The 25009-nt window shown below is 57.3% G+C and carries 22 protein-coding genes; 13 read left to right on the top strand and 9 right to left on the bottom strand.

Going from position 1 to position 25009, the window contains the following annotated elements; genetic code table 11:
• The 3 genes from IE087_RS08035 to IE087_RS08025 all read right to left on the bottom strand — a co-directional run bounded on the left by IE087_RS08035 (nt 1) and on the right by IE087_RS08025 (nt 3839).
• Nucleotides 1-2181 (bottom strand): xanthine dehydrogenase family protein molybdopterin-binding subunit, encoded by a 2181-nt coding sequence (locus tag IE087_RS08035; RefSeq protein ID WP_189368791.1) that lies wholly within the window; start codon nt 2179-2181, stop codon nt 1-3.
• Nucleotides 2182-2183: 2 nt separating this feature from the next.
• Complete coding sequence (locus tag IE087_RS08030) at nt 2184-2648, bottom strand: (2Fe-2S)-binding protein (RefSeq protein WP_189368790.1); 465 nt, start codon at nt 2646-2648, stop codon at nt 2184-2186.
• Between the two features lie 207 nt (nt 2649-2855).
• Nucleotides 2856-3839: a LacI family DNA-binding transcriptional regulator gene (locus IE087_RS08025; protein ID WP_189368789.1), complete on the bottom strand. Its 984-nt coding sequence runs from the start codon at nt 3837-3839 to the stop codon at nt 2856-2858.
• A gap of 250 nt (nt 3840-4089) precedes the next feature.
• Between IE087_RS08025 and IE087_RS08020 the strand changes: the two genes are divergently transcribed.
• The 8 genes from IE087_RS08020 (at nt 4090) to IE087_RS07985 (ending at nt 12958) form a co-directional block, all read left to right on the top strand.
• On the top strand, nt 4090-5394 hold the full coding sequence (locus IE087_RS08020; protein ID WP_189368788.1) for an extracellular solute-binding protein: 1305 nt from the start codon (nt 4090-4092) through the stop codon (nt 5392-5394).
• Between the two features lie 67 nt (nt 5395-5461).
• Nucleotides 5462-6343, top strand: a complete 882-nt coding sequence (locus tag IE087_RS08015) for an ABC transporter permease subunit (RefSeq protein WP_189368787.1) — start codon at nt 5462-5464, stop codon at nt 6341-6343.
• 10 nt (nt 6344-6353) lie between these two features.
• The gene (ugpE, locus tag IE087_RS08010; RefSeq protein WP_189368786.1) at nt 6354-7226 is read left to right on the top strand and encodes a sn-glycerol-3-phosphate ABC transporter permease UgpE; all 873 of its coding nucleotides are present in this window, start codon (nt 6354-6356) and stop codon (nt 7224-7226) included.
• 11 nt (nt 7227-7237) lie between these two features.
• Nucleotides 7238-8287 (top strand): ABC transporter ATP-binding protein, encoded by a 1050-nt coding sequence (locus IE087_RS08005; protein WP_189368785.1) that lies wholly within the window; start codon nt 7238-7240, stop codon nt 8285-8287.
• On the top strand, nt 8284-9288 hold the full coding sequence (locus IE087_RS08000; protein WP_189368784.1) for an endonuclease/exonuclease/phosphatase family protein: 1005 nt from the start codon (nt 8284-8286) through the stop codon (nt 9286-9288). The genes IE087_RS08005 and IE087_RS08000 overlap by 4 nt, the downstream gene beginning before the upstream one ends.
• Nucleotides 9289-9432: 144 nt before the next feature.
• Complete coding sequence (locus tag IE087_RS07995) at nt 9433-10671, top strand: Tm-1-like ATP-binding domain-containing protein (protein ID WP_189368783.1); 1239 nt, start codon at nt 9433-9435, stop codon at nt 10669-10671.
• A complete protein-coding gene (locus IE087_RS07990; protein ID WP_189368782.1) occupies nt 10668-11786 on the top strand; it encodes a CaiB/BaiF CoA transferase family protein in 1119 nt (372 codons plus the stop codon). Before IE087_RS07995 ends, IE087_RS07990 begins: the two co-directional genes overlap by 4 nt.
• Nucleotides 11783-12958, top strand: coding sequence for an FAD-dependent monooxygenase (locus IE087_RS07985; protein ID WP_189368781.1), 1176 nt, complete (start codon nt 11783-11785; stop codon nt 12956-12958). Before IE087_RS07990 ends, IE087_RS07985 begins: the two co-directional genes overlap by 4 nt.
• On the opposite strand, the gene IE087_RS07980 is transcribed toward IE087_RS07985, so the two are convergent.
• Both IE087_RS07980 and acs read right to left on the bottom strand, forming a co-directional pair.
• Nucleotides 12955-13962, bottom strand: coding sequence for an AraC family transcriptional regulator (locus tag IE087_RS07980; RefSeq protein WP_189368780.1), 1008 nt, complete (start codon nt 13960-13962; stop codon nt 12955-12957). The two genes, IE087_RS07985 and IE087_RS07980, sit on opposite strands and share 4 nt — an antisense overlap.
• 112 nt (nt 13963-14074) lie before the next feature.
• Entirely contained in the window at nt 14075-16027 is a 1953-nt protein-coding gene (acs, locus tag IE087_RS07975) for an acetate--CoA ligase (protein ID WP_189368779.1), read from the bottom strand.
• A gap of 437 nt (nt 16028-16464) precedes the next feature.
• Between acs and IE087_RS07970 the strand changes: the two genes are divergently transcribed.
• The 4 genes from IE087_RS07970 to IE087_RS07955 all read left to right on the top strand — a co-directional run bounded on the left by IE087_RS07970 (nt 16465) and on the right by IE087_RS07955 (nt 20117).
• A complete protein-coding gene (locus IE087_RS07970; RefSeq protein ID WP_189368778.1) occupies nt 16465-17481 on the top strand; it encodes a C4-dicarboxylate TRAP transporter substrate-binding protein in 1017 nt (338 codons plus the stop codon).
• A 57-nt stretch (nt 17482-17538) separates the two neighbouring features.
• The gene (locus IE087_RS07965; RefSeq protein ID WP_189368777.1) at nt 17539-18168 is read left to right on the top strand and encodes a TRAP transporter small permease subunit; all 630 of its coding nucleotides are present in this window, start codon (nt 17539-17541) and stop codon (nt 18166-18168) included.
• Nucleotides 18168-19565, top strand: coding sequence for a TRAP transporter large permease (locus IE087_RS07960; RefSeq protein ID WP_189368776.1), 1398 nt, complete (start codon nt 18168-18170; stop codon nt 19563-19565). The genes IE087_RS07965 and IE087_RS07960 overlap by 1 nt, the downstream gene beginning before the upstream one ends.
• A 330-nt stretch (nt 19566-19895) precedes the next feature.
• Complete coding sequence (locus tag IE087_RS07955; protein WP_189368775.1) at nt 19896-20117, top strand: hypothetical protein; 222 nt, start codon at nt 19896-19898, stop codon at nt 20115-20117.
• Here the strand turns inward: IE087_RS07955 and IE087_RS07950 are convergent.
• Nucleotides 20085-21455, bottom strand: a complete 1371-nt coding sequence (locus IE087_RS07950; RefSeq protein ID WP_189368774.1) for an oligosaccharide flippase family protein — start codon at nt 21453-21455, stop codon at nt 20085-20087. The genes IE087_RS07955 and IE087_RS07950 overlap by 33 nt on opposite strands.
• A 125-nt stretch (nt 21456-21580) precedes the next feature.
• Here IE087_RS07950 and IE087_RS07945 point away from each other — a divergent pair, with 125 nt between their 5' ends.
• A complete protein-coding gene (locus IE087_RS07945) occupies nt 21581-22387 on the top strand; it encodes a hypothetical protein (RefSeq protein WP_189368773.1) in 807 nt (268 codons plus the stop codon).
• On the opposite strand, the gene IE087_RS07940 is transcribed toward IE087_RS07945, so the two are convergent.
• The 3 genes from IE087_RS07940 to IE087_RS07930 are packed head-to-tail and all read right to left on the bottom strand — an operon-like array spanning nt 22384 to nt 25008.
• On the bottom strand, nt 22384-23214 hold the full coding sequence (locus IE087_RS07940) for a glycosyltransferase family 2 protein (RefSeq protein ID WP_189368772.1): 831 nt from the start codon (nt 23212-23214) through the stop codon (nt 22384-22386). The two genes, IE087_RS07945 and IE087_RS07940, sit on opposite strands and share 4 nt — an antisense overlap.
• 10 nt (nt 23215-23224) lie before the next feature.
• Entirely contained in the window at nt 23225-24022 is a 798-nt protein-coding gene (locus IE087_RS07935; RefSeq protein ID WP_189368771.1) for a hypothetical protein, read from the bottom strand.
• On the bottom strand, nt 24019-25008 hold the full coding sequence (locus IE087_RS07930) for an SGNH/GDSL hydrolase family protein (protein WP_189368770.1): 990 nt from the start codon (nt 25006-25008) through the stop codon (nt 24019-24021). The genes IE087_RS07935 and IE087_RS07930 overlap by 4 nt, the downstream gene beginning before the upstream one ends.
• Nucleotide 25009 lies beyond the last annotated feature (1 nt).

The raw sequence follows: 25009 nt of genomic DNA, 5'->3' as shown, positions 1-25009 counted from the left end.
TCAGGCGAAGAACACGCCGTTGTCTTCCATCGGAAGCGCTGCGACGCGCAGATCGCTGGCGGCCGCAATGGCGTTGGCAAGCGCCGGGGCGGCGGGTGGCGTGCCGGGTTCACCGACACCTGTGGGCGCTTCGGCGGACGGCACGATATGCACGTCGATCTCACCGATATCGGTGATCCGCAGCGGCTCGTAGTCTGGGAAGTTGAACTGGTCTACGACACCGTCCGTCAGGGTGATCTTGTCACGCATGTTATGGCCGATGCCGTAGCCAATCCCACCTTCCATCTGTGCCTTGATGACGTCGGGGTTCACCGCGATGCCGCAATCAACAGCGCAGGTGACCTTTTCAATCCTGATCCCGTCGTCGGCATTGCCGGAGACTTCCACGACTTCTGCCACGTAGGAGCCAAAGGATTTGTGCACGGCGATGCCTTGGCTGCGTCCTTCGGCGGGATTGCCCCAGTTCGCTTTCTCGGCGGCCAGTTTCAAGACGCCTGCTTTGCGGGCCTGGTCTGCTTCGTCACCGGTCAGGTATGCCAACCGGAACTCAACGGGATCAATGCCAGCCGCCTTGGCAGCCATATCCATCATGACTTCCATGACATAGGCCGTGTGCGTGTGGCCGACAGCCCGCCACCATAGCGTGCTGGTGGCCTTTTCTGTGTCTGTCAGACCAAAGGCCGCGCCCGGGATCTGGTAGGGGCTGTCTGAAGTCCCTTCGATCGAGGAGTGATCGACGCCGTCATGCACGGCGAAGGATTCGAATGGCGTGCCTTTCATGATCGATTGGCCAGCGACGCGGTGTTCCCAGCCGACGATGTTACCCGATCCGTTCAAGCCGACCCGCACTTTGTGTCCAAAGGCTGGACGGTAGTAGCCTGAACGCAGGTCATCCTCGCGCGACCAGACCAGATGCACGGGACGGGAGCGGTCGGTGAGCGAGAAGGCTAGGGCGGCTTCGACCTGGTAGTCGGCGCTTGGCGTTGCACGGCGCCCGAATGATCCACCTGCGAGCACGGTCTTGATCTGCACTTTTTCGAAGGCCAGGTCGAAGATTTGGGCAATCGCACCATGGGGGATCGTTGGAATCTGGCACCCGTCATGCAGCAGAATGCCGCCGTCGTCGGTCTGTTCGATGGTGCAGTTGAGCGGCTCCATCGGCGCATGTGCAAGCAGGGGGAAATAGAAGGTTTCCTCAACCACAGTGTCCGCCCCGTCAATCGCGGCTTGCACGGCGGTCACGTCGGCCCCGTTTACATTGAAGGTTGGCTCGGCCTCAAGTGCGGCGCGTATGTCTGTCTCGATCTGGTCGGAGCTGCGGGTTTCCGCGTTTGACGTGTCCCACTCGATTGAAAGTGCATCGCGCGCCTGCATGGCAGCCCATGTGTTTTCGGCAAAGACAGCCACACCAGCCTGATTGGGCAGGATCGCAGCGTTGATGAACCCCTTGATCCCTTCGGCACCGCTGGCATCTACGCTGATGGCGGTGGCGCGTTGCTGCTCGGGGCGGGCAATCATGGCGACCATCTGGTTCGGACGCCGTATGTCCATGGCGAACATCGCTGTCCCGTTGCCCTTGGCGGCACTGTCGAGGCGGCGGACACCCGGATTACCGATCAGGCGAAACTCGGATGGATCCTTGAGACGCGGTTCTGCCGGCGCATCAAGAGCAGCGGCTGCTTCCACAAATTGACCGAGAGGTGCAGCATTCGCCGGACCCGAAATAACACCGTCTTCGATGCTGAGCGTGCTTGGGTCCACACTCCATGTATCCGCCGCGGCCTGTAGAAGCATCTCGCGCGCAGCGGCCCCCGCCTGGCGATACTGCAGATAGGAATTGGCCATGGCGGTCGAGCCGCCTGTGCCCTGCATGGGGCCGAAGAGGGTGTTGTTGTAGACTTGTGGGTTGGATGGAGCAAAATCATAGCCGATCTGGTCCATCGACAGGCCCATTTCCTCGGCGATCAGTGTTGTCAGCCCCGTCGACGGACCCTGACCCATTTCAAAGTGCTTGATGATGGCCGTTACCGACCCGTTAGTATCAATCTGAACGAAAGGTGTTAGCATCGATGGGTTGCTCGAGGCGGCAAGTGCACCGTCAGGGCGAACGCCCACGACCAGAACGGCGCCTGCGGCTGCGGCACCCTTCAGAAAACCACGGCGAGATGTGTTTACGGTCATGATCAAGCCTCCAGGATTTCTGCGGCGCGTTGAATGCCCGCGCGGATACGTTGGTACGTGGCGCAACGGCAGGCGTTGCCGTACATGTAATCATCAATTTCCTCGGCCGATGGCCGTGGGTTCTCGGACAAGAGGCCGACGGCAGACATGACTTGCCCGGACTGGCAGTAGCCGCATTGCACGACGTCCAATTCCACCCAGGCCTGCTGCACGGCCGCTCCAATTGGGTTTTCACCGACGGCTTCGATGGTCGTGATTTCTGCACCTTCCACGTCTTCGATGTAGGTTTGGCAAGACCGGACAGGTTCGCCGTTCAGGTGCACTGTACACGCGCCGCAAGAGGCTACACCGCATCCGAATTTCGTGCCTGTCATGTTAAGTTCGTCGCGTATGACCCACAGGAGTGGCGTGCCGGGTTCCGCCTCCACTTCGTTGGTTTTTCCGTTGAGCTTGAGTGAAATTGCCATGCCTAAGTCTCCGTGCTGAGCGTCGGTAATCAAAAAGATAGGGCCGGGTGCGCGATGTGCCACCCTTCAGGGTTGCAGGTCGGTTATTCAGAGCGCCGATATGCTCCCAAAGGGTATTGCGGCGCGCTGCATTCAAGCGTTTGGCACGAACGGTCAGCGTGTTCGGGCCGTGGTCATGCCGTTGACGATACCATCAACACCGGTGGGTTAATGCGTTCCGCGAAGGATAAGTTGTGGCTCTACCCGGATCGTCCGACACTCTCTGTCAGGATTGTCAATCCGATCAACAAGCAGTTTGAGGATTTCCTGAACGGTTGTCTCAAGCGGGTTCCGTACCGTGGTCAATTGCGTGATCTGCCAATCCGCCATGTCGGCATCATCGAAGCCAACCACGGACAACCTGTCTGGTACGGCGATCCCAAGCGTATGCGCTGCCCCAAGCGCGCCGATCGCCATGGCGTCGTTGGCGCAGATCAATGCATCCAAGTGAGTGTTTGCCATAAGCAAGCTGCGTGCTGCGGCAAAACCACCGTCCACGGAAAAATCACTGACCACCTCGGCTTCCAGACTTAGGTTGGCCCTTTCGAGTACGTTCAAGACCCCCTTTCGCCGTTGCATGGAGGAATAGAACTGGTCTGGTCCGCCGACATAGCCAAACGCGCGCCGGCCTTTGGAGACCAGCAATTCGGCCGCCAATTCCATTCCCGTCCGGTTCTTGCAGTAGGCCGAGTCGATGTTGAGCTCTTCGGTGGGGCGTCCATAGCAGATCATTGGCACCCCGAGTTTGGCACATCGGTGAACAAGGTCTTCTGACATGCTGCCGCCGCGGACGATAAGTGCGTCCAGAGGAAAGGCCAGAGCGTCGGCACCGCCGTTCATCCGGGTCACGCTGACAAGAATCGGCCAAAAGCCGTTTGCATTGAGCGCGCTGCACAGTTGGCTGATCACCGCGGTATCATGCGCGTTGCGCACGTCGCCCTCGATCACCGCAACCAGACGAGACCGTCCACCTTGAAGTCCGGCTGCGAGGGCGTTGGGTTGGTACCCAATCTCAGTCGCGATTTCCAAGATTTTTTGGCGCTTTGATTCTTCCAGGTAGCTGCCTTTGGTGAATGCGCGTGACACCGCGGATCGGGAAACGCCCGCGCGATCGGCAACCATTTGAGCAGTAATACGTTTGCGTTTGGCCATATTAACAAGCGTTTTGCGGCAGTTTGGGGCGTTCAGGTACACCTTCTCGTTGTAAGAAATTCTTTGCAATACGGAAGTGAAACCGTAGCATCACCGTTACATTTAACTCGTACTGAACACGTGTGCACATTCTGTGCGACATAGGGCAGTGTAGTCCATGTAACTGAAACAGCACTTGCGTCTGCCGAGGACAATGCGGTCAAGACACAAGTTGCTAAAGCCAAATAGTCCGACGACACGGAGCAATGTAATGAACTTTTTTAAACTTGGAGCGGTCGCTGTCAGCGCCGTATTCGCAGGTCAAGCGGCTTTGGCCGAAACCGAAATCACGTTCTGGCATGCGATGGGTGGCCAGCTCGGAGAGACGGTCAACCAAGTTGCCGCTGGTTTCAACGCAAGCCAGGACGAATACAAGATCACGCCCGTTTTCAAAGGTTCCTATGAAGAAACATTGACTGCTGGCATCGCTGCCTTCCGTGCAGGTGAACAGCCCAACATCATTCAGGTGTTTGATGCCGGGGCCGCCACCGTTATCGGTGCGCAAGGTGCGACCATCCCGGTGCAGGATCTACTGGCGGACAATGGCATCGATTTCGACATCAATGACTACATTGCCGGTGTGCGGTATTTCTACGCGGATAGCGATGGCAAGATGATCGGCATGCCGTTCAACTCTTCCACGCCCATCATGTACTACAACATACAGGCGCTTGAAAAAGCCGGTGTGACCCCGCCCGCGACATGGGAAGAGTTTGCCAATGTCACCGCTCCGGCGTTGAAAGAGGCGGGTTACATTCCGCTGAGCCAATCGCACCTGCCGTGGATTTTCACCGAGAACTTCTTTTCCCGGCACAACCTGCAGTTCGCGTCCAGCAACAACGGATACGACAGCAACGACACGCAGATCATGATCAACAACCCGGCTATCAAGGCACATTTTTCTGCATTGGTAGACTGGAAAGAGCAGGGTTTGTTTGAATGGTACGGCACCGGATGGGGAGACAATGCCAAGCCGTTTGAAGATGGAAATGTCGCGATGTGGCTTGGGTCCTCGGGCTCGTTCGGTGGATTGTTGGCCAAGGATCTGGGCTTTGATTTTTCGGCGACAATGCTGCCCTATTGGGAAGCTGTGACAACCGAACCCACACAAACCTTTATCGGTGGCGCGGCCCTGTTTGCGATGTCCGGCCAATCTGCTGAGGAGAACAAGGCCGCTGCAGAATTCTTCCGTTACCTGACATCGTCCGACACGCAGTATTTCTGGCATCAGGCGACCGGCTATGTGCCGATCACTGAAGCTGCTTATGAAGCTGCCAAGGCTGACGGTCACTACGAGAAATTCCCGGCGGCCGAGGTTGGTATCCAGCAGCTTTCACTGCCTGCGGGCGAATTCACACGCGGCTACCGCATGGGCTTCTATGTTCAAATCCGTGACGTGATGAACCGCGAATACGGCCGTATCCTGACCGGTGAAACGGATGTCGAAAGCGGTTTTGCCACGATCGAGGCGGAATCCAACAAGCTCTTGGAGCGCTTCGCCAAAACGCAAGGCTAAGCATCGCGTTTCATATCGGCGGCGACCGTTTCTCGCGGTCGCCGCTTTTCTGCAAAAGGGATTCCGAATGAAACGAGCCGGGTTCACCAGCATTTGGCTGCCTGTGGCGCTGCTTTTACCGCAGCTTTCGATCATCGCGATATTTTTCTATTGGCCAGCGGGCTGGGCGGTTCAGTCTTCTTTCTACCTTCAGGATCCGTTCGGTTTTGGATCGACTTTTGTGGGTTTTGAAAACTACACCGACCTGACAGCCAATTCGGAATACATGCGGATTGCCTGGTTTACCGTGGTGTTCACGGCCCTTGTGACCTTCTTCTCGCTGTCCATCGCGCTGTTGCTTGCGGTGAAGGCGGACAAGGTCATTCGGGGCGCAAAAAGCTACCGCACGCTTCTGATGTGGGTCTATGCCGTGGCGCCGCCAGTGGCGGGTTTCATGGGCATCATGCTGTTTCACCAGCACACCGGGCCTATAACAGATTTCTTCAAGGCGCTGGGCTGGGACTACAAAATCCTGGTGGACTACAATTCAACTGCGACGGCCTTCATTATCGTTTCGGTCTGGAAGCAAATCCCGGTCAACTTCATCTTCTTCCTGTCGGGTCTTCAATCCATACCCAGAGCGGTGCGTGAAGCTGCCATGATCGACAATCGCTCGGGCGTTCGCAGGTTTTGGGACATTACATTCCCGCTGCTGGCGCCAACAGGGTTCTTCCTGTTGATCATCAATATCACCTACGCGCTCTTCGATACCTTTGGCATCATCGACACGCTAGTGAAGGGTGAGCCGGGCAACAACCCGATGACCCTTGTTTACAAGGTGTATATGGACGGTTTCCGCGGGAACGATTTGGGCGGCTCGTCGGCCCAATCCGTGATCCTGATGGTTCTGGTCCTTGTTCTTACCGTCTTTCAGTTCCGGCTGATCGAACGCCGCATTCACTATAGCTGAGGTCAACGTCATGGCACGCACACAGACCCGCAAGCCCTTTAGATGGGCGCCCGTATTCGACCACACGATCCTCATTCTGGGGGCGCTTTTCATGCTTGTACCCGTGGTGCTGGCATTCATTACGTCCAGCCACAGCGCGGTCCAGATTGCGCGCGAAGGCATCATGTTTACCCCGGGAAGTCACCTTGGGGAAAACTATTCAAAGGCTCTCTTTGAAAAAGGGGGCTTTACCGCCACCATCGACGGTATGGTGATGCTCAAGAACTCACTGATCCTTGGACTGGGCTTTGCCATCGGCAAGATCATCATTTCCATGATGGCTGCCTATGCGCTTGTCTATTTCCGGCTTCGCTTTGCGACATTCGCTTTCTGGATCATCTTCACAACGCTGCTTTTGCCGTTGGAGGTGCGCATCCTGCCTTCTTACGAGGCCATTCAGAGGCTTGACCTTGCCAACACATATACTGGACTGATCGTGCCGCTGATTGCTTCGGCCACGGGCACGTTCTTTTTCCGACAGTTCTTCCGATCCGTCCCCGAAGAGTTGGCCGAGGCGGCAAGGATTGATGGGGCAGGTCCGGTGAAATTCTTCATCGATATTCTGGTCCCCCTGTCGCAAACCATGATCGCTGCGATCTTCATCATCATGTTTGTATTCGGATGGAACCAGTATCTGTGGCCCACGCTCATCACCACTGACGAAGGGCTGTTCACCCTCGTCCGGGGCATCAAGCAGATCTATCAGACAATGATCGATGCGAACTCCATCCCGGAATATGGTCAGGCTCTCGCGCTTGCGATCATCGCAATGCTGCCGCCCGTCCTGATCGTCATTTTCTTCCAAAGTTGGTTCGTCAAGGGCCTGACCGAGTCAGACAAGTAGGAACATTGCCAATGGCACAAGTTAAGTTAGACGGGGTTGGCAAAACCTACCCGAACGGATTTGAAGCGGTGAAACCATGCAGCTTTGACATCGAGGACGGAGAGTTTGTTGTTCTTGTGGGGCCTTCGGGCTGTGGCAAGTCGACGCTTTTGCGCATGGTTGCGGGCCTTGAGGACATAACGGCCGGGTCGCTTTCCATCGGAGATCGTCAAGTCAACGACGTTGATCCGGCGGATCGTGATGTCGCAATGGTGTTTCAAAACTATGCGCTCTATCCGCATATGACTGTGCGCAAGAACATCGGCTATGGCCTCAAGAACCGGGGTACTTCTGCCGCAGAGATCGATGCAAAAGTGCAGGACGCGGCAAAGATGCTCGACCTTGGTGCGCTGCTGGATCGTAAGCCATCGCAACTGTCCGGCGGTCAGAGGCAGCGCGTGGCCATGGGCCGCGCAGTGGTGCGTGATCCGGCCCTGTTTCTGTTCGACGAACCTTTGTCCAACCTGGACGCCAAATTGCGGAACCAGATGCGGATCGAGATCAAAGCCCTGCAGCGCCGTCTTGGTGTAACGTCCATCTATGTGACCCATGACCAGGTCGAGGCTATGACCATGGCGGATCGCATCATTGTTCTGAACGGTGGTGAGATTGAGCAGATCGGCACGCCTGCAGAAATCTATCACAATCCGGCTTCGAAATTTGTTGCTTCCTTCATGGGGGCACCCCCGATGAACCTGATGGATGCCCAACTGGAAAACGGCGAGATCAAATTGAACGGCAGCGCCGCGCTGACTGCTCCGGCAAAGCAAGATTACACCGGCCCGGTCACCATGGGCATTCGTCCCGAAGACGTCGTTATAGACGCGGCCGGTCCAACGCCTTTCACGATCGAAATCGTCGAAGAGCTGGGAGCCCATCGCCTGCTCCACGGTCGTTTGGCCGGGCATCCCTTTACGGTGCACGTTGGCAAAGATACCACGGCGACAACCGGTGAGGTTAAGCTGCAAATCAATCCGGACGCGATCCGCCTGTTCCAACCGGAGACCGGTAAAGCGATATGATCACCAAAGTTCGGACGGTTCTTGACCCGGTGAGCGATGCGCAGCGGGAGCACATTCTATCTGCCCCGCGCACTTCGGATGCACATCGGCAGTTGTTGAACAACCTGCCTGCGATGAATGCCGTCCAATGGGGGGGCCGGGCGCAGCGCGCAAAATTGCCTGATGAACTTACAGTTGCCGCCTGGAATGTAGAGCGGTGCCTTTTCCCGGACGCCTGCGCTGAGCACCTTGAACCGATCAAACCCGATATCATCCTGTTGTCAGAGGTGGATCACGGTATGGCGCGCACGGGGCAGCGCCACACGACCGAGAACTTTGCCGAAGCGATGTCGATGGCTTACGCCTTTGGTGTGGAATTCCATGAGTTGGGGCTGGGCGGCCCGACCGAACTGACAATGTGCACCGACGATTTTAATACGCTGGGTTGGCACGGCAATGCGATCCTGTCGGCGGTCCCGTTTGACCGGACAGCGATGGTTCGGCTTGACGATCATGGCCACTGGTTTGCAGGCGACAGCGGAGCGTCAGATCCCGAACAGCCGCGTGTCGGTGGTCGTATGGCCCTGTTGGCGGAACTGCCAACTGAGATGGGATCACTTACGGTTGTGTCTACGCATCTGGAAAGCAATGCGGATGCAGCGCACAGGCACATTCAGTTTGAGATCCTGCTGGATGCCATCGATGCCTTTGCCCCGTCTGGCCCGGTTTTGATCGGTGGTGATTTGAACACCGGAAACCATATGCCGCCTGACTTCGATTGGCAGAAGGAAACGCTCTTTTCCCTCGCTGAGAACCGTGGCTATTCGTGGGAGTTTACGGCGGACGGCATGACAACAAGGCCCAGCTTGATTACCCCGCATCCTGACCGGCAGATGAAGCTTGATTGGATCGCTGGTCGCGGATTGGACTGCATGGATTGTGGTGTCAGGACATCAGTGTCGGAGGCTGGCCAACCGTTATCTGATCACGACCTTGTTTGGGCGACCGTGTCGTTGGACTGATGTCACGCTGACGGTCACGTATTCATCCATCAAACAGTTGCTGTTGTGATGAGCACTTGCCAATGCATGTGTCGTGGCGCTTTTGCGGTTTCCCTGTTTGATCGCCTGTGATTGCATGTCCTAGCATGGCAAGGGAATGCTCGCATGGCGGACAAAACCATTTTGGTTGTCGGGACATACGACACTAAGAATGATGAATTGGCCTATATGGCCGAACGTATCACGGCCATGGGCGGTGGCGTGTTGGCGATGGACATCTCTGTTCTGGGTGATCCCGTGCAGCCGGTCGATGTCTCGAAATCCGACGTAGCAGAGGCGGCAGGCACGACCATTCAAGCGGTGATCGACAGCGGCGATGAAAACACGGCCATGCAGATCATGGCACGTGGGGCGAGCGCATTGGCGCGATCCTTGCTGGATCAGGGGCGGTTTGACGGTGTGGTCATTTTGGGCGGCTCCATGGGCACGGATGTGGCGCTGGATGTTTGTCAGGCGTTGCCATTGGGGGTGCCCAAATATGTGGTCTCCACAGTCAGCTTTTCGCCTGTCATTCCAACAGATCGGTTGTCGGCAGACATTCAGATGATCCTCTGGGCGGGCGGACTTTATGGTCTGAACTCGGTCTGCAAGGCGTCGCTTAGCCAGGCGGCAGGGGCTGTTCTGGGCGCTGCGCGGGCAGTTGAGCCACCAACTGCGGACCGTCCGATGGTTGGCATGACCTCCCTTGGCTCATCTTGTCTGCGCTACATGAAGCGCCTGAAGCCAGAGCTGGAGGCGCGGGGGTGCGAGGTTGCGATCTTTCATGCCACTGGCATGGGCGGCATGGCGTTTGAAAGCATTGCCCGCGAGGGTGGTTTCGTGTGCGTCATGGATTTCGCCTTGTCTGAGCTTGGCAATCTGATGGCGGGGTCCGTGGTGAATGGAGGTGAAGATCGCATGCTGAATGCTGGGCGTGCGGGCATTCCGCGTATCGTTGCACCGGGTTGTCTTGACCTGATTGACTTTGCGGGCTGGCAGGAGATCCCGGAGCAGTATCGCGACCGGCCGTTCCACGCACACAACCGATTGATCAAATGCTCCGCCTTCAACACAGAAGAACGGCGGGCGACCGCACGAGAGATTGCCAAGCGGCTTAAGGCCAACGACACCCCCGCGCATGTGATCCTTCCATCCGGCGGGATCGAGGAATGGGATCGCCCGGGCCAACCCGCGCATGATCCCGAGGGGTTGGCCGCTTTTTGTGACGAAATGCGCGCTGTGATCACTGAGCCGCTGGGCTTCACCGAGATCGCCGCTCACATCAATGATGATGCATTTGTGGATGCAGCGCTGGCGATCTTCGACGGTTGGGTTGCAGATGGCACGATTGAGGCCCGTGGATGACAGGACCGCTGCACGGGTTGAAAGTGATCGAGTTTGCCGGGCTTGGCCCGGCGCCTTTGGCGGGGCAGCTTCTGGCGGATATGGGCGCGGATGTTGTGGTGGTTGATCGGGCCTCCGGTCCTGCGGACCCATGCGATGTAAACCGGCGCAACAAGCGGTCGATTGCGTTGAATTTGAAATCCGACAAGGGCCGAGGTGTTGCGTGCGACTTGCTTGCAAAAGCTGATATTCTGATCGAAGGCTTTCGCCCGGGCGTGATGGAGCGTCTTGGTTTGGGGCCGGACGACGCTCCGGACAGGCTGATCTATGGTCGCATGACCGGATGGGGGCAGGACGGCCCACTGGCGCAGTCAGCCGGGCACGACCTGACCTATCTGGCGCAAACGGGGGTGCTCAGCCTGATGGCGACAGCTGATGCACCACCGCGCCCGCCATTGAACCTGATTGCGGACTATGGTGGCGGTGCCATGTTTTTGGTGTTCGGGATTCTTTCTGCCGTCATCGCACGGGGCAGGACGGGAAAGGGTCAAGTGGTTGACGCGGCGATGGTTGATGGCGTGCCAGCAATGATGGGGTTGCTGCATGGCTTTATGGCCAACGGGTTTTGGACGGATCAGCCCGGGCAAAACTGGTTGGATGGTGGCGCGCCATTCTATCGCTGCTACCGCTGTGCTGACGGGCGTGACGTCGCCGTCGCTGCTTTGGAGCCGCAGTTTTATGCTGCCTTGCTTGCGGGGCTGGAACTGAACCCGGCCAGACTGCCCAATCAGAATGATCGAAGCGGATGGCCAGCATTGACCGACACGTTCTCTTCCTTGTTTGCAAAGCGCTCGCGCGATGAATGGGCTGATGTCTTTGCAGGGACTGACGCTTGCGTTGCACCCGTCCTGTCGATGGAGGAGGCGCGGCATGACCCGCAAATGGCGGGCCGCCATACGTACGTGTCCGTTGGCGACGTTTGGCAAGCCGCACCCGCGCCTCGTCTGAGCGACACTCCACCGCGCCATCCAAGGCCGTCGACGGCACCCGGGCAGGATGCTGAGACGGTGTTGTCCGAGCTTGGTTACGATCGGACCAGTATTGATGCGCTGCGGACGGACGGAGTGCTGACATGAAGGCATTGATCGTTGGTGGCGGTATAGGCGGCCTGTCCGCAGCAATTGCCCTCCGTTTGCGGGGATGGGACGTGTCGGTGTTCGAGCAGGCCCCGGCGCTCACCGAAATTGGTGCCGGGCTGCAGATTTCGCCCAACGGGTGGCATGTGCTTGAGGCGCTGGGCGTGTCAGAACATCTGGCACAGACACTCTTTGAGCCCGAAGCGATCGAGATGCGTTTGGGTGTATCAGGCCGTCAGGTGTTTTCTTTGCCGATGAAAGGATACGCGGCGCAGCGTTGGGGTGCGCCATACATACATATCCACCGCGCCGATTTGGTGGATGCGTTGGCGGCGCGTTTGAATGAACTGTCACCGGACGCTGTGCAGACTGGCCTGGGCGTTTCGGGATATGATCCGGAAGGCGCTGTTGTTTTCAATGACGGCAGCCGCGCCTCGGGTGATCTTGTTGTTGGGGCTGACGGACTGCATTCGGTTATCCGTGAGCAAATGCTTGGTCCCGACAAGCCACGATACACCGGTAATATTGCTTGGCGCGCTGTGGTGCCCGTTGATGCGTTGGAGCTACCACCATCACCAACCGCCTGCGTCTGGGCGGGTGACAAACGCCACGCCGTTACCACGCGGTTGCGCGCCGGTACTCTGGCCAACTTTGTGGGCATGGTTGAACAACCTGAACCGGCGCCTGAAGGCTGGCGGATCGAAGGCAGTCGGGATGATGCAATGGCGGTTTTTGATGGTTGGCATCCAATTGTTTTGGGGCTGATTGCAAAAGCACCTGTCTTGAACCGCTGGGCCTTGTTTGATCGGACGCCATTGCCCCGCTGGCACGAAGGGAAGGTTACCCTCTTAGGTGACGCTGCCCATCCAATGTTGCCCTCCATGGCGCAGGGAGCGGTGCAGGCGTTCGAGGATGCGTGGACGCTTGCGGCAGTGTTGGAAGATACTGCATCGATTGGGGACGGATTGCAGCGCTATTTTGACCTGCGTATTGAGCGAACCGCACGTATCCAGACCGGATCAGCCGCCAATGCACGCATGTTCCACAAAGCTACTCCGCTGGGCAGTATTGGATTCTACGGACCAATGGCACTTGGCGCACGCATCGCGCCAGGACTGATACATGCGCGCCAGGACTGGGTGTATCGGTATGATGCAACGCAGGCGGTCTAGCTGTTGGCAGCGGCGCGTACGGATTGCGGTGTTTGGCCTGTCCATGTGTTGAAGGCGCGGTAGAAGGAGTTCGGGTCGCGATAGGCCAGCAAGTAACTGATTTCGGCCACGTTCAATTCGGTTGAGGTCAGGTAATCGCGCGCCAGATCTGCGCGTGTGGTGTCGAGGACCTTTTGAAATCGCGTGCCTTCGTCGCGCAGATGCCTTTGCAGGCTACGGGTGCTCAACCGCATGCGTCGCGCTGCCGCGTCGATGGTGGCTTCGCCAGCGGGCAGCATTTCCGCCAGTGTTGCGCGCAAACGCGCTGTTATCGCTTGTTCCGAGGTCTGCAATTGCATCTGGCGTTTGAACGCGGGTTCAAGCTGCGCCCATTGCGCTGGATCTGCTGACAGCAACTTGCGGTCTGCATCATCCGGCGCGAGGATCATCTTGTTCGCCCCACCAGTTTCGATGGGAATACCTATGAACTCTTCCAATGCGTCATGGCAGGCCAGCCGTTCTGGTAGGCGAGCGGCCTGCGGGACCACATGATGACCCGTGCAGGCGCGCATGGCCTCGGTCAGAAAGACCAGTTCCGTTGCTGCAAAGGTCGCGGGCAGGGGCAGGGTGGGCTGGTTCGAGGACTTGTGAATCTCAAGGGCCTGCGATGGCGTCCGCTTCAGCCTGAGAACAAGTGGACCGGTGAGGGGTTTGAACAGCGACAACCGTTCCAATCCAACGGCGACGTTGGGGCTGCACGTGAAGGCAAAGAAGGCCGGGTTGAACGGCCCGCGCGCATAGGCACGACCGAGCATGAGCGGGGTGTCTTCGCGGTCAGCTTCCGCAATGATTGCATTCCATCCCGCAAAGTAATCTGCCGCAGATACACCGCGCCCCTCGTTATGCAGAAAATCCGCTGGAAACCGCATGCGCCGCATCACGGCGACCGGGTCCACCTGTAGCAGCCCGCACAGCTGCTCGGTTGTCCGGGCGATCTTGTAGTAGGTTTCTTGCGCTGCAGTCATGGTGCCAGTGTGGCTGCATTTGTTTCAGCAAGCCAGTGGTTTGGCGTAAAATGCAAGTAACTTTGCGTGATCAGCAAGTTGAGAGGGGCTGCATGAAGCGGCCCCGTGTGCGTTAACCTTTGTTCATTCTGTTTTCGATCAGGTCCTCAACCACCGACGGATCGGCGAGGGTCGATGTGTCGCCCAATGCACCAAAATCGTCCTCCGCAATCTTGCGGAGGATGCGGCGCATGATCTTGCCTGAACGTGTTTTTGGCAGTCCGGGCGCCCATTGGATGAGGTCTGGGGATGCGATGGGCCCAATTTCCGACCGAACCCATGTGCGCAGCTCTTTGCGCAACTCTTCGGTCGGTTCCTCGTTGTTCATCAAGGTCACATAGCAATAGATGCCCTGACCCTTGATGTCATGGGGGTAGCCGACCACGGCTGCCTCAGCCACCTTGGCATGAGCCACCAGCGCGCTCTCCACTTCGGCTGTGCCCATACGGTGACCTGACACGTTGATCACGTCGTCGACGCGGCCGGTGATCCAGTAATCACCGTCTTCGTCTCGACGGCATCCGTCGCCTGTGAAGTAATAGCCTTTGTAGTCGGAGAAATAGGTTTTCTCGAACCGGTCATGGTCTCCCCAGACCGTGCGCATCTGACCCGGCCAACTGTCGGCGATCACAAGCACTCCCTCGACGCCATCGCCTTCGATGATATCGCCTGAGGTAGGTTCAAGAACCAAGGGCTTGATCCCGAAGAACGGTTTCATCGCTGCGCCTGGTTTGGTCGCATGGGCGCCGGGCAGAGGCGTCATGAGGTGGCCACCCGTTTCGGTCTGCCACCAAGTGTCCACGATAGGGCAACGTCCGCCGCCGACCACTTCATTATACCAGTTCCACGCTTCGGGATTGATTGGTTCGCCAACCGTACCCAGTATTCGAAGGCTGCTCAGATCGCATTTGGTCACGTAGTCATTGCCTTGGCCCATAAGGGCGCGAATGGCGGTTGGAGCGGTGTAGAACTGTGCCACCTTGTGCTTGTCGCAGACCTGCCAGAAGCGGCTGGCGTCAGGGTAGGTGGGTACGCCTTCGAACATCAGGGTTGTGGCGCCGTTCGCCAGAGGACCATAGACGATATAGCTGTGGCCCGTCACCCAACCCACATCCGCCGTGCACCAGTAGATTTCACCGTCCTTGTAGTCGAAGGTAATCTCGTGTGTCAGGGAGGCGTAGACCAGATAACCGCCTGTTGTATGGACAACGCCCTTGGGCTGCCCGGTCGAGCCCGAGGTGTAGAGAATGAACAGCGGGTCCTCAGCGCCCATCTCCTCCGGCGGACAATCTGCCGAGACGTTTGCTGCCTCTTCGTGCAGCCAATGATCCAGCCCGTCGCGCCATGCAACTTGCTGGCTCGTGCGCTGCACCACCAGGCACTTGGTGTCATTGATCACATTGATCAGCGCTTGATTGACGTTGTCTTTCAGGTTGGTCACGCGCCCGCCGCGCGGCGCCCCGTCGGCGGTGATGACCACCTTGGCATCGCAACCGGAGACCCGGGCCGCCAGCGCGTCAGGTGAGAATCCCGCAAACACGATGGAATGGATGGCGCCGATACGTGCGCAAGCGAGCATGGCATAGGCGGCCTCGGGGATCATCGGCATGTAGATCACCACCCGGTCGCCCTTCTTGACGCCAAGCCCTTTCAGCACGTTGGCCATCTTGCACGTTTCAGCGTGCAATTCGGCATAGGTGATGTGTTTAGCCGCATCATTCGGATCGTCGGGTTCCCAAATGATCGCCGTCTGATTGCCCCGTGTTGCAAGGTGCCGGTCGATGCAGTTGGCGGAGACATTCAGCGTCCCGTCAGCATACCAATTGATCGACACGTTCCCGAAGTCATAGGATACGTCCTTGACCTGAGTGTAAGGTGTCATCCAGTCCACCCGTTTTCCATGTTCACCCCAAAAAGCCGCCGGATCGCTGATGGATGCGGCATACATCTCGTCATAGCGCGCTGCGTCTACGTGCGCGTTGGCGGCCAGATCGGGATGCGGCGCGTGTGTTTTTGTGTCGGGCATGGTTCCTCCGGGTCGTCCTGTCTTTGTCGGAGGTACGCAAAATTCCCGCGCCATCTTCGATGGCAACGTGACCGTGCGTGCGGCCTCCTCCCTCTATTGCTGATAATACGCAATGCAGAGCAGAAGGAAATAAATGGGACGTTGGTTGTATGGGTCAGCCCGGGGCCGTGTGTTGTGATTAGGGTGAGTGGTAAAACTTATAAACTTCAATTATTTACGGGCTTTCCTTGCTTATGTCTTTCAAGGATCGGCCTCCTGCATACTCGCACCGCGCACTTAAGAAGCTGCGATAAAGTGCTTGCTGCATTGCAGCGACGGTCGGTGTTTGAGAATCAAGCTGGCGTGTGGCCGGTTTACAGCCCCTTGGCATGGCGAGGTCGCCACGCTAGCTTCCACGCTAAGCGGGCCGTCAGGTCCCGCATCAAGGGAGAAACATCATGAACAAATTCGCAGTAGGCGGCATTGTTGCCGCTGTATCATGTACATTTGCGCTCGAAGCCGCCGCTACAGAGTGGAACGTATCGGTTTGGGGCAAGCGTCGCGCCTTTACCGAGCATGTCGAAAAACTGGCCGAGCTGGTGTCTGAAAAGACAAACGGCGAATTCACCATGAACATCAGCTACGGTGGTTTGTCCAAGAACCGCGAAAACCTTGATGGCATATCCATCGGCGCGTTCGAGATGGCGCAGTTCTGCGCAGGCTATCACCGTGACAAGAACCGCGTGATCACCGTTTTGGAATTGCCGTTCCTTGGCGTTGAAAACCTGGAGCAGGAAGTGGCTGTCGCGACCGCCGTTTATCAACACCCTGCTGCCGTGGAAGAGATGGAGCAGTGGAACGCGCGTCTTCTGATGACATCGCCGATGCCGCAATACAATCTGGTGGGGACGGGCGAGCCCAAAACGACATTGTCTGATTTCGATGGTATGCGGGTGCGCGCGACCGGCGGTCTGGGCAAAGCCTTTGAAAGCGTGGGCGGCGTGCCGACATCTGTGACAGCGACCGAGGCTTACCAGGCAATGGAATCCGGCGTTGTGGACACGGTGGCATTCGCTCAGCACGCGCACCTGTCCTTTGGCACGATCAACCAGGCGGACTGGTGGACAGCCAACCTGAACCCCGGCACCGTGAACTGCCCTGTGGTGGTGAACATCGACGCCTATGACAGCCTGTCGGACGAACACAAGGCCGCGCTCGACAGCTCGGTTTCCGAGGCGATTGATCACTATTTGTCCAACTACGCCGAGTTGCTTGAGCGTTGGGACAGTGTTCTGGAAGAAAAGGGTGTGCAGAAAGTCGAAATCGACGAAGCGGTGATTGCCGAGTTCCGGTCGATTGCGGCGGATCCGGCCCGTGACGCGTGGATCGCAGACATGGAAGCGCAGGGCCTGCCGGGCCAAGAGCTGTATGACCTGGTCGTTAAGACACTCGCTGACGCCAAAGGTGGCAGCTAAGCCATGAAGAGGCGGGTCAAGCGACCCGCCTCTCGCACATAACAACAGGGGGCAGGGATGGCAGGTGCATCCACAGTGCTGGAAGATTCCAGCGTACTCAGCCGTTTGGACAAAGCGCTGTTACCTATTGAGCGGGTCATGGCCTTGTTGAGCGGCCTGGCCGCTTTTTCCCTCATGTTCCTTGCCGCCTACTCGGTCACTGGTCGGGAGTTTTTCGAAGCCCCCCTGATGGGATATGTCGACCTGATCGAAATGCTGATGCCCCTGATTGCAATCATGGGAGTGTCCTACGTCCAGCGAAACGGCGGGCATATTCGCATGGACATTATCATCGGAGCCATGCGGCGACGCCTTCTGTGGTTGATTGAGTTGATCATGGTCCTCCTGATCCTTGTTCTCATGATTGCGCTGGTGTGGGGCGCTTGGGCCCATTTCGACCGGTCCTTTGACTGCGCGCGCCCGTTCTGCAGCCGCGACAGCTCCATCGATATTTCGTTGCCGATCTGGCCATCGAAACTGATTGTGCCTATTGCGTTTGCGGTGCTGTGCGCTCGATTGGTGTTGCAAGCGGTTGGCTATGCACGTGCCTTTTGGCTGAACCTTGAGCGCCCAGTCGCGGTGCCCTTGATCCAGAGTGTTGCCGCGCAAGCGCGGGCGGAAGCTGAAGCCCTGGACGGAGCAGACTGATGGACCCGATTACAATTGGCCTGTGGGTCACAGGCGGTATGCTTTGTCTTGTCTTTCTGGGGATGCGTGTTGCGTTTGCAGCTGGTCTGGCGGGCTTTGTCGGCCTTGTCTGGTTGCGCTGGAACGGCTTTGACTACGCGCCGGAACGCTTTGGAAAGGCGCTGGAAATCAGCGTCAAGGTCGCTGGCCAAGTGCCGCATTCCAAGGTGTCGGCACATGCGCTGAGCTTGATCCCGACTTTTATCCTGATCGGGTATCTGGCGTATTACGCTAAACTCACCACGGCCCTTTTCGACGCCGCCAAGAAGTGGATTGCCTGGGTTCCCGGCGGCTTGGCCGTGTCTACCGTGTTCTCGACCGCGGGCTTTGCCGCTGTCTCCGGAGCCTCGGTTGCGACGGCGGCCGTGTTTGCCCGCATAGCGATCCCTGAGATGCTCAAGATCGGATATAATAAGCAATTCGCGGCTGGTGTTGTTGCGGCCGGTGGCACGCTGGCGTCGTTGATCCCGCCGTCTGCTATCCTTGTGATCTACGCGATCATCGTTGAGCAGGATGTCGGCAAGCTGCTGTTGGCCGGTTTTATCCCCGGCGCATTTTCCGCCTTTGTCTACGCCATTCTGATCATCGGTATTGCGGTCATTTTCAAAACCGTTGGGCCGCCTGTGTCCGGCTTCACATGGAAGGAGCGCTTGCTGGCTCTGCCGCCTGCGCTGCCTATCGTGGCTGTTGTCGTGATCATCATCTTCTTTGTTTACAACCCGTTTGGAGATGCGTGGGGCACACCAACAGAAGGTGGGGCGGTTGGCGCCTTCATCGTGTTTTTGATGGCACTCTATCGCGGCATGCGCTGGAGCGAATTGAAGGATGCACTTATCGAGACGGCCAAGCTGACGGTGATGATCTTCACCATCATATGGGGCGTTTTGATTTACGTTCGCTTCCTGGGTTTCGCTGATCTGCCGGGGGCATTCTCGGACTGGATAACGTCGCTGACCGTGTCGCCCATGCTGATTCTGGTTTGTATCCTTTTGGCCTATGCAGTTCTGGGCATGTTCATGGACGCCATCGGAATGCTGCTTTTGACTTTGCCCGTCGTCTATCCTGCGGTGATGGCATTGAACGGTGGTGAATTCGTGAGTGCAGAGGACAGCACCTTTGGTATGTCCGGACCGATGTGTGCAATCTGGTTCGGTATTCTGGTGGTCAAGATGGCCGAATTCTGTTTGATCACGCCCCCCATTGGCCTGAACTGCTTTGTCGTGGCTGGTGTGCGGGATGACCTGAGCGTGCAGGACGTATTCAAGGGCGTCACGCCTTTCTTTATTGCTGACGCCATTACAATCGCGTTGTTGGTCGCATTCCCGGCTATTGTACTGTGGCTGCCATCTTTGGCGTAGGCTTTGGGTTCGGCATTTGTCGCGGTTGTGGAACGCCTTGCTGTGAGTTGGATGCAAAGAAGATGTGCGATTTCAGTTGGTGCTGAATGCAAACGTGATGTGGCGTTTAGGTTTCGGTCTGCGACGAAAACAGCTCTCTTGCCGCCAAGTCATGCTTTCCGCATGTGTGTCCTTGCCCTCATTTGAGCGAAAGGTACGTAATTTTACGGAGTTTTCTCGGCAGACACTCGCCTAGCGCGAGATTTGTTGTGGACACAAAGAAAAGTGGTACCAATTATGCGGTAGTGGAAGTATAAAACTTCTAGCTTACGTTGAATCACGGGGGTGGACATGATTGCGCTGTATTTGGTCGCCGGTTTTGTGTGCTCCTTTGCTGCGGCCTCTGCCTCAATTTTTTTCGAGTGGGGGATACTCGCAACCTTTGCGTCGTATTGCTTGGGTGGCATGATCGGTATGACATTGATTGCCCTCTGGAGCTTTCTAAGCAGTCAGGCCGTGTCCAAAGCAGTTGCCGGTGTTCTAGCCGTCGGCGGAAAGCAGGGCGAGAGTTAAAACCTCGTCGAGATGCAGCCAGATCGCCAGTGCTCCTAGGCTGAGACCAATCAAAAAATAAACTAAATCGTGCAACGGGTCCCAAACGCCAAATCGTCGTGCGATCACAATGATCATCGGGTGTATGAGAGTGTAGGCGATGGCCAAACCCGCCAAGGCACCAAGCAATCCACCATATTCTGCACCAATCAAAAACAGCGTTGTCTGGATGATGGCGCGGGCAAGTTGCAGGTAGAAGAATACCCTTGAATCGCCGGCTGCGAGCGCGGCCTGATCATATGTCTTTCCAATCACCATGATCGCTTGCACGGAAGCTATGACGACGACAATTGCACCGGCGGCTGCATAGCGATCATCATACAGGAAATTGACCAGGGAGACGCCGGAAAATGCAAAGAGCAGGATGCCGCTGAGGGCGACGCCCGTCAGGCCAAAACGCATCTTTCTGACACGGTTATAGTTTTCGACAGACTCGGCGGGCGGTGCTTCACGATAAAGCGGGATAAGCACGCGCGCGACGATCATATCCACGAGAAGCACAGGGAAGGATGCGAGGAAGAACCCAATATTGTAGATGCCCAATGCGTCCAGGGGCAGATACTTGCCCAAAATGGCCTTGTCCCCTTGCGCCAGCAGGAACCCGCACGCCGTGCTGAAAAATATCCATTTCCCAAAGTGAATCAGGTCGTGGCCCGCGGATCGTTCCCACCGCAGGCGATTGTTTTCGCCGGGCAGCCAAATGTACATCAAAACAAGTTTGGCCATACTGCCGACGATCGCACCGAGAACAAGCGCCCATACGGAACGCATGTACCAAGCCAGTCCAACGATGCAGACCATCCCAATGATTTGCGCTGTCAGATCAAGTGCGATGACCCGTTTGATCTGAAGATGCCGGTAGGCGGTTTCAATGCGAGTGGGGTTGAACCCAGCGATCAAAAGAGTAAGCCCCGCAACGGGCAGAATGTACCCAAGTGACGGTTCATCGAAAAAGGCCGCAGCGGGCAGGGCGAGCAAACAGGTGCAAATCCAAAGCAGTACGCCGCGCACAATTTGGATCGTCCAAGCTGTATCGAGGAACAGCGGATCGTCGCCGCGTTTGTTCTGGGCAATGGCCGGTCCCAGCCCGACATCCGAAAACATCTGCAGACCGACCAGAAAGACAGACACGAGTGCCATCAGTCCAAACGCTTCCGGAAACAGGAGCCGCGTCAGAATAAGGTTGGAGCCTAATCGCAAGGCTTGCGTGATCGCATAGCTTGATGCGGTGAGAGCGGAGCTTTGCACCACGCGCGCGAACACTTCCTGTCCGCGCAGAAACCTGAGCGATAACCTCATGAATATACCAATCCGGTTGAGATGCGCCGATGCTTTACGCGTATCTTTCGTGCGTTTGAGCCGTTAATAGTCTTGGACGAGCGCTGTGTCCGTGCGCAAGAGTAACAATATTTTAGACTAGACTTATGATCAAAAAAACAACTTCTGACCACGACTTCATTGTTGCTGTCGCAACGAACAACGACACGATCTTGAATGACAACCTTCTGCGCTCGCCTATGATCAAGGACGGTATCGTTGGAACCGAAATTGTGCGTGATGCACCCTCCGCGTCGATTGCGTACAACACTGCGTTGGACAACACGACTGCTTCGATTGTCATCTTTGCTCACCACGACGTTTACTTTCCGCATGGCTGGGATGAATTGTTGCGGCAACGAATTGCCGAAGTGGATGCCATTGATCCCAACTGGGCCGTGCTGGGCGCGTTTGGCATTGGCCTGACCGGGGCGGAATATGGCCCTGTCTGGTCGACATCCTTGGGGCGTATCGTCGGGTCGGTGCCAGAAACGCCGCAACCCGTGCAGTCCTATGATGAACTTGTCATTATCCTGCGTCGTGACAGCGGGCTTCGCTTTGATCCCGGATTGCCCAACTTTCACCTGTACGGCACGGATATCGTGGCGTCTGCGCGCCAAGCGAACAGAGCCGCTTATGCAGCGGCCTTGCCCTTGGTGCATAACGACGGGTACCACGACCAGCTTGGAGATGACTATTCCGAGGCGTATGGCTTCATGCAGCGCAAGTGGCGCGACGCGCTCCCGCTGCGCACTCCGATCACCAAGATTTCGCGTCATGGTCTGCATCTTTACAAATCCCGTTTGGGCAACATCCGGTCCCGCAAGTGGCGGCAAGCAATGGCACAACCCACTGACGCAGATCCTGCACGCTATGCGGCGCTGTGTGGTTGGAATAATCTGGTCCCTGTTTAACGTCCTCGCGCCCACTCCGTTTCTGCGGCCGCGGGCATGTAACGTACTGCCAATGCCACGGAACAATACGCCATGAAACCAAGCGGGTTACGCAGGAAACGCTGCAACAGCCCCGTCGTCCCCATCGGCAACTTGTCGTCGTTATCGAGCAGCTCGGGGTAGCGTTCTTCTATCTCAGCGACACCGCGGTCCTGCCTGCGCCGCACCTTTACCAGTCGTTTGAAGCCTGAAACGATCGGCCAGTCGTAGCTGGCCTCGACGCTATGCCGTTCTTCGGGTTTGAACAGGAGACGGACATAAGTATCGTCCGAGATGATGTCGGGAAACAGTCCCCACTTGGACCGTCCAGCTTCATTTACGGCAAACAATCCGCAGCCTGGAACGCCCTGGCTCATGAACGGAACTGAGGCCCAGAACCGTGCGTAGGCATGCCAAACAAGCCCGCCGGTTGGTTTGATCCGAAGTGTTCCGCTGGCATAGGTCGGGTCGGATCGGTCGAGTTTTTCCAGAAGTTGCGCCAGAAGCGGCGGTGTCACGATGACATCAGCGTCCAGATAGATTCTCGGGCCGTCGGCGGCGCGTGCATCAGCCACGTTCAAGGCATTCAGCTTGCCGGGTTGAGCCAGGTCAAGCACATGCAGAACCCATCCCTTTTTCTGGAAATCGGTCGAGCGGGATTGGGCAAGCGTCACGGTGTCATCTGTGCAGGCGTTGGCAGCAACAATTACGCACACCACGTCAGGCGTAGGATCGGATGCCAGCAAGGCGTCCAAGCATGCCCCGAGATAGGCTTCTTCGTTGTTAGCAGGGATGATAATCGTCGCCATGGGGGTGTGCCTAATTCAGCCCCGTGCCGGGGGTTTCCCGCACGGCTTCCCAGGCAATCTCTTGCAAAGCATCAGCCAATGCTGGGGACGGGGCCGGTTGCCCGCCGAGCCTTGGAGGCAGAGGATCCGGGTCGGCGCCGTAGATGGCCGCGTACATCACCATGGTCACAAAGTAGTTTCCGATTCCGTTTGGATGGATGTCGTCGGTGAAAATGTCCGAAATGTCCGACAACCCCGGAACCTGACCCGCCTTGATGCGGTCGTTCAACAGACCCATCGCCTGACCCGCGGGGATAAGACGTACCGGGGGAGCGTTGGGTGCCAAGCGCGCATTTACATCGCTGACAAACCCTTGCCAGACTTGCAGATCGTCATTGATCCGCGTCCGCCAGGGGATGTTCTGACCGGGGTCATCGTCAATAGTGGCGCCCGTTCCGCTGAGGATACTATGCCAGGTTTCGTAGATGAACACCTGCGTGGATGGGTTTGAGGCAGTGGCAACCTGATAGTAGTCATAGGTCACATCAGCCGTGCGCCAGAAATCCGACACTGGCGCCAGCGGCAATCCTTCGGTTACGACCAGAACCTCGAAGTCACCGGAGGGTAGAACCGCCCTCGCATTCACGCCTTCAGCGCCTGCGCCATGTTCCCAGTTGTAACCCAGTGGTGCACCGTTGATGATCTGCGCTTCCACCTGACCGGTGCCGCCCATGGCGGATACGGCGTTTTCCAGCATGTCGGGCATCGTCGGGCCGACAAGGGAGTGCCCAATGAAAAGGATATCGAGTGCGATGTCTTTCAAGCTCATTGCGAAACCTTCCCTTCGCTCAAGACCAATGGAGTTGTGTCGGTGCCAACGACACCGGTTAGTGGGGTTGAGGTGACAACCTCCCAGACAACTTTCTGCATCAACGCGGCGGTTTCCGCGCTTGGTGCAGTTGCAGGTGTTCCGTCGCTTCGGTTGAGAGTATGCGGCAAGCCTTCTGGCGAGCGGCCGAAGATGACGGCGTAGTGGGTGAGGGCCATCAGATATGCGCCCAGATCGTTGAAGTGGATGGTGTCGGTCATCAGGTCATTGACATCTGAAACGTCAGGCAACCCACTCGTCGCCCCAACCGCGCGCAGGAATGCCGCCATCACCTGCCCACCGGGGATCACATGGATCGCGCCTTGGGCATCACTTTCTGCGAGGGCAGGACGCAAGATACCGTCGAGCCAGTAGCGGTTGAGGTCCAGGTCAAGGCGATTTAGCCATCCCTCTGGGTCGTCCGTGTTTGACCATGTTTCATAGAAGAAAATTCTGACGTCAGGCTTTGCCTCACGCGCGCGGTTCGTCCACTTTTGCAGGTATTCCCAGCTTTGGAAGTACATGATGGCCTCACGTATCTCGACCATCTCGGTCAGGATCAGGGCGTCGTAGTCCCCGCTGTCAACGGCCTCATGAGCGTCACGATACAGGGGATGATCGTTTTCCGCGTCAAAGCCATTGATCTTTTCCTTCGGATCCCAATGGGCACGCAAAGGCGTTCCCCATCCCAGCTGGCTTTCATAGGCGTAGTCCCCACCGGCAAGTTGGGCAAGCATGGATGGCATGTCTCGTGCCACCAGACTGTGGCCAATATGAAAACCCCGAACCTGACCTGTTAGCGGAGTGGGGGGCGCTGCATACAGCGTCTGCATTTCGGAAGCGGTCAGGCCGGGTGGTGGCGCCACAGGCGGCGTGGCTGACCGCCACAGATAGGCCGCCGACCCCAAAGCCGCGAGACCCAGAAGCGCAAGCGGAACAGCAACCATG

This window comes from Tateyamaria omphalii, assembly GCF_014651375.1.
GTDB classification, from domain to species: Bacteria; Pseudomonadota; Alphaproteobacteria; order Rhodobacterales; family Rhodobacteraceae; genus Tateyamaria; species Tateyamaria omphalii.
The sequence above is the reverse complement of the archived record's forward strand: the minus strand, read 5'-3'. Positions and strand labels throughout refer to the sequence as shown.